The 4254-nt window shown below is 42.3% G+C and carries 5 protein-coding genes; 1 reads left to right on the top strand and 4 read right to left on the bottom strand.

Annotated elements, in window-relative coordinates:
- The first annotated feature begins 37 nt into the window (after positions 1-37).
- On the top strand, positions 38-826 hold the full coding sequence (cobM, locus tag PN470_RS07120) for a precorrin-4 C(11)-methyltransferase (protein ID WP_002750163.1): 789 nt from the start codon (positions 38-40) through the stop codon (positions 824-826).
- Between the two features lie 751 nt (positions 827-1577).
- Here the strand turns inward: cobM and PN470_RS07125 are convergent.
- From PN470_RS07125 to PN470_RS07140, 4 genes are all read right to left on the bottom strand, one after another.
- Positions 1578-2045: a TspO/MBR family protein gene (locus tag PN470_RS07125; protein ID WP_002750165.1), complete on the bottom strand. Its 468-nt coding sequence runs from the start codon at positions 2043-2045 to the stop codon at positions 1578-1580.
- Positions 2046-2054: 9 nt separating this feature from the next.
- Positions 2055-2396, bottom strand: a complete 342-nt coding sequence (locus tag PN470_RS07130) for a translation initiation factor (protein WP_002740237.1) — start codon at positions 2394-2396, stop codon at positions 2055-2057.
- A gap of 108 nt (positions 2397-2504) precedes the next feature.
- Positions 2505-4019: a cryptochrome/photolyase family protein gene (locus tag PN470_RS07135; protein ID WP_272104168.1), complete on the bottom strand. Its 1515-nt coding sequence runs from the start codon at positions 4017-4019 to the stop codon at positions 2505-2507.
- Positions 4020-4021: 2 nt separating this feature from the next.
- Positions 4022-4180 (bottom strand): hypothetical protein, encoded by a 159-nt coding sequence (locus tag PN470_RS07140; protein WP_002767264.1) that lies wholly within the window; start codon positions 4178-4180, stop codon positions 4022-4024.
- Positions 4181-4254 lie beyond the last annotated feature (74 nt).

The raw sequence follows: 4254 nt of genomic DNA on the forward strand, positions 1-4254 counted from the left end.
ACCCCACACCCCACACCCCTTTTAAACAGGATTTAGTATGACTTTAATTGACTCCTCGGCGCTCTCCCCGGCCGTCTATTTTATTGGTGCGGGCCCTGGAGATCCAGAATTATTGACGGTAAAAGCCTATAAAATTCTCCAAAAAGCCGATGTTATCGTCTTTGCTGATTCCCTCGTCCCCAAACAGATTCTTGAGGACACTCCTAAAGATGCCGAGTTAATTCCCACCAGTAGCATCACCCTAGAGGAAATTATCCCTTTAATGATCGATCGCGTGCGTCGGGGTTTAGCGGTGGTGCGACTGCAATCGGGGGATTTAAGTCTCTATAGTGCCATCCAAGAACAAATTGAGCTTTTGACAGCAGCAGATATACCCTTTCAGCTAATCCCCGGAATTAGTGCCTTTCAAGGATTAGCGGCTAAATTGGCCCTAGAATTAACGATTCCGGAATTAGTCCAGACAATTATTCTAACCCGGGTGGAAGGAAAAGCCTCTCCCATGCCAGAAAGTGAAGAATTAGCCTCTTTAGCCGCTCATAAAGCCAGTTTATGCCTATATTTAGCCGCCCGTCATGTTGACAAAGCCCAGGAAAAACTCCTAAGATACTATCCGGCAGAGCAACAGGTGGCCGTTTGTTTCCGTCTCGGTTGGCCCGACGAAAAAATCTGGGTTGTCCCCCTGTCAGAGATGGCCAAACTAACCCATCGGGAAAATTTAACTAGAACTACCCTTTATCTCATTAGTCCCGCTTTAAACCAGATTACAGGAACTCGATCGCAACTTTATCACCCGCAACATTCCCATCTTTTCCGTCCTCATCCTTAAGTATTTTCTGGGGAATCTATCGAAAGAAACACTGGGTTTCTACCTAAAGATAGATTTAAAGAGCGGCGATTTTGTTTAAAATCGCAGTGAGAGGTAGGACAATTTTAAAAACGTTTAAAATTCCTCTAACAATCCATGCACAGCTGCCCGATTTGTTCGGGAATTACCCTTCGTCACCTTGTAGCTAGTCGTGCCTACTGGTATTGTCCTCACTGTCGTCAGGAGGTTCCTAACTTCCTTGATTGCTCCATTCCGGCTCTCTTGGGTTTGGTGGGTAAAATGTATTCTAAGATACATTCTTCCTAGCGAGGGGGTGGAACGAACCACAAAGACACAAAGGACACAAAGACTGATCAATCCTATGTAAGTTAAACTTATCACACAGAACCTAGAAGAGCCCCATTCCTCGCAGGGTAGATCGAGTTAGAGCGGAAAAAACAGTCTAGATTTTTAAGTTGGTAGATGGCAATAATATCTGTGGGATGTGTTAATTTTTAACACATCCCACTTTACCTGTCTAGGGTTCGCTGAATAAATCTAAAAACCTTGTTGGATAATATCTTTAGACTTTTTTGAAATCAAAAAGTACCTGCGATGGGAGTGATCGGGGGGAAAATTCCGGGACTTTTTCCCTGAAAATTAGGTAATTGACCCCCTCAAAATCGGTAAAACCCTACACCCTACACCCTACACCCTACACCCCACACCCTACACCCTACCCCCACGAGAAACTTTTTGCCGCAAACCCTGTCTAGACATCCCGAGGATTGAGATGGATCATTTCCCAAGTCACATAGGTACCGATCGGACTCCAAATCAGGTAGGGTAGGAGTAGGATGCCCGCCCAAGAAGAAACAGGGAAAACCAAGAGCGCCAGAAGACAACCCAAGAAAAAACCCGTACCTCCGATAATCGTTCCCGCTTTGAGACTGCGTAGTTTACAGGTGACGGGAGTATAGGCACTAATAGTCAATTCCACCAACAGATAAAAAGCCATCAAAAACCAGCGATTAGCCGGTTGAGCTTCCCAGACTAAATAAGCAGAAATTGCGCCACAAATATAGATAATTGTCCAGATAAGAGGGATTAATCTTTCAAAGCTTAACCAATCGGGACGACGCAAACGCGCAAACCAACGCACATCGCGAGAATTGAGTAATCCCCCAGCTAACGCTACCAAAAACCCCACGACACCGATAAGCAACCAAGAGGGAATCATGATTTTAAGCTATCCTCCGCTAATTTTGGCTTTGTAACCCGATTCAATGAGAATTTGTAGAATTTTTTGGCGATGATCTCCTTGGATCTCAATGGCATTTTCTTTAACTGTACCACCCGTCCCGCAAGCAGTTTTTAACTGTTTTAATAATTTCGTCAGAGTTTCGGTTTGGCATTGAAAACCTGTAACCATGGTAACGGTTTTTCCCGCACGACCAGAGCGGGAGGTTTGTACTCGCAAATTCTGCTGATTCGGGGGTAATTCGGGAATGGAACGCTCAAAAGCTTGAGAATTGCTTTGATCTCCAAATTCCTGATAGGCAATCCGGTTTTTTTCCTTAGATTTACTCATATAGCAATTATCATACTGGGTTTGGGGGTTTTTCAGTGACCAGTAAACAGTAAACAGTAATCAGTGAACTGAAAACTGGCATCTGATAACTGATAACTGATAACTGATTCAAAGCTGACTGCTGATAGCTCTTAATTGGTTGGACTGGCAGCGCATTTGATTAAGTTCAGCTGCCGACATTCGATCGAGATGACCTAAAATCATATTAACTCGACCTTGGCACTTTAATTTTTCTCGATGTCGTGCCAAAAAATCCCAGTAAAGAAAGTTAAAAGGACAGGCTAAATCCCCGACTCGTTCATTTTTTTTATACAGACAACCCCGACAATAATCACTCATTTTATCAATATAGTTGGCCGAGGAAGCGTAGGGTTTAGAAGCGAGAATTCCCCCATCGGCAAATTGTCCCATTCCCAGTACATTAGTCTGCATTACCCAATCGTAGGCATCGATAAAAACACTATGAAACCAGTTTTCAATCTCTTGGGGAGAGCAACCAAAAATTAAGGCAAAATTGCTCAAAATCATTAATCTTTGAATATGATGGGCATAACCGGTATTTTCCACCTGTGATAATACTTGTTTGAGGCAATTCATCTCGGTTTGGTTACTATCCCAAAAGAAAGCCGGTAAGGGTTGTTGATGCTCAAACCAATTATGATTAGCGTAATCTTCTCCCAAATAATGATAAATCCCCTGCATATATTCCCGCCATCCTAACACCTGACGGATAAATCCTTCGATGCTATTTAGGGCTAAATTATCTTTTTTATAGGCAATTTCTGCCCCTTGAATCACTTCCAACGGCGTTAGTAATCCTAGATTAAGATAGGGAGATAATAGGGAATGCCAGAGGGTTTCTTCTCCCGTTACCATCGCATCTTGGTAGGGTCCAAAGTTGGGCAGACAATTAGTAATAAAATGCTCCAAAACCTGTAAAGTTTGTCTGCGGTTTACTGCCCAGCGAAAAGGTTTGATTTTTCCATATTTAGGAATATCTAAAGCTTCCACATCAGCGATAACCTGAAGGGTAATTTCATCGGGTTCAAACCAAAGAGGAGCAGCAGTTTTTAATCCATCCTTGGGCGGTTTGCGGTTTTGTTTATCAAAGTTCCATTGTCCTCCTATGGGTTGATTATCCTCGATTAAAATCTGCCATTTTTTGCGACTTTCTCGATAGAAATCCTCTAGTAATAGTCTTTTACGAGATTTAGCCCAATTATTAAAATCTGTCCTAGTCCAGAGAAAGTGATTATTATCAATTAGGGTTATAGCACAGTCTAAATTGAGATTTTTGATTAATCTAAGAAAAGGTAAATCATTAGGCATCATAATCTGTAATTCTTTAATACCTAATCGTTTAATCCAAGCGGATAAAATCGGCTCAAAATCTTCAGTAACTTCGTAGGTTACAGACCATCCTAAAGTTTTTAATTCTTCGGCAAAATGACGCATCGCCGACCAGATTAAAACTAATTTTTGCTGATGATAGGGTCTTTGTCGAATATGATTGTGGGATTCAATTAAAATAACCGGCGTTTCCTGTGAATAGGCTTGACGATTAGCTAAGGCCGCTTGTCCTGTCCATAATTGATCACCTAAAATCCAAATACCAATGGTCATAATTATTTCATTGCCTCGACTATTCCCCCATATTTTTTAGCCATAATATCCGCCATTTCCCGAGCAGAAAATTTACTGGCTTTGTCGATGCTGGGGGTAAATGTCCCCGTAGCGGTTAAATAATGGGTAAATACCCCGACTTTTTTGCTAATAATCCACATATTTCTTGAAGTCAAAAATCAAAAAGGGGATGGGAAGTGGGGTGTGGGGTGTGGGGTGTGGGGTGTGGGGTGTG

It is taken from the genome of Microcystis sp. CS-574, from assembly GCF_028329095.1.
Taxonomy (GTDB): domain Bacteria; phylum Cyanobacteriota; class Cyanobacteriia; order Cyanobacteriales; family Microcystaceae; genus Microcystis; species Microcystis ichthyoblabe_A.

Excerpts from the sequence above, each read along its gene's own strand:
- cobM (WP_002750163.1), top strand. The coding sequence starts at position 38 with ATGACTTTAATTGACTCCTCGGCGCTCTCCCCGGCCGTCTATTTTATT.
- PN470_RS07125 (WP_002750165.1), bottom strand. The coding sequence starts at position 2,045 with ATGATTCCCTCTTGGTTGCTTATCGGTGTCGTGGGGTTTTTGGTAGCG.
- PN470_RS07130 (WP_002740237.1), bottom strand. The coding sequence starts at position 2,396 with ATGAGTAAATCTAAGGAAAAAAACCGGATTGCCTATCAGGAATTTGGA.
- PN470_RS07135 (WP_272104168.1), bottom strand. The coding sequence starts at position 4,019 with ATGACCATTGGTATTTGGATTTTAGGTGATCAATTATGGACAGGACAA.
- PN470_RS07140 (WP_002767264.1), bottom strand. The coding sequence starts at position 4,180 with ATGTGGATTATTAGCAAAAAAGTCGGGGTATTTACCCATTATTTAACC.